Origin of the sequence: Rahnella perminowiae (assembly GCF_019049755.1) — a bacterium.
In the GTDB taxonomy this organism is placed as follows: Bacteria; Pseudomonadota; Gammaproteobacteria; order Enterobacterales; family Enterobacteriaceae; genus Rahnella; species Rahnella perminowiae.
The window spans coordinates 1-255 of sequence record NZ_JAFMOS010000017.1 but is presented as its reverse complement, the minus strand read 5'-3'; the positions used below and the strand labels follow the sequence as shown (position 1 = coordinate 255).

The following is a 255-nucleotide window of genomic DNA, read 5'->3' as shown; positions in this document are numbered from 1 at the left end:
TATTGAAAATAGAAGAGCCTGAGTTATGAAAGAACGCATGCCTTTTGTTATATATGTCTTTGCACTCTGCGCTTTTGCTTTGGGATTCACTGAATTTGTCACGATCGGCTTAGTTTCCAGGATATCAACTGATCTAAACGTCAGTGTCAGTCATGTAGGTACAGCGGTGACAGCCTACGCCCTCGGTGCCGTAATTGGTGCTCCGGGATTAACTGCGTTGGCAACACGATGGCCTCGTAAAAGATTATTACTTGT

Annotated in this window: 1 protein-coding gene; it reads left to right on the top strand. The window is 44.3% G+C overall.

Annotation, left to right across the window (positions count from 1 at the left end; translation table 11 throughout):
- Nucleotides 1-25 precede the first annotated feature (25 nt).
- On the top strand, nt 26-255 hold a 230-nt coding region (locus tag J1785_RS00070; protein WP_217218502.1), incomplete at its 3' end, for an MFS transporter.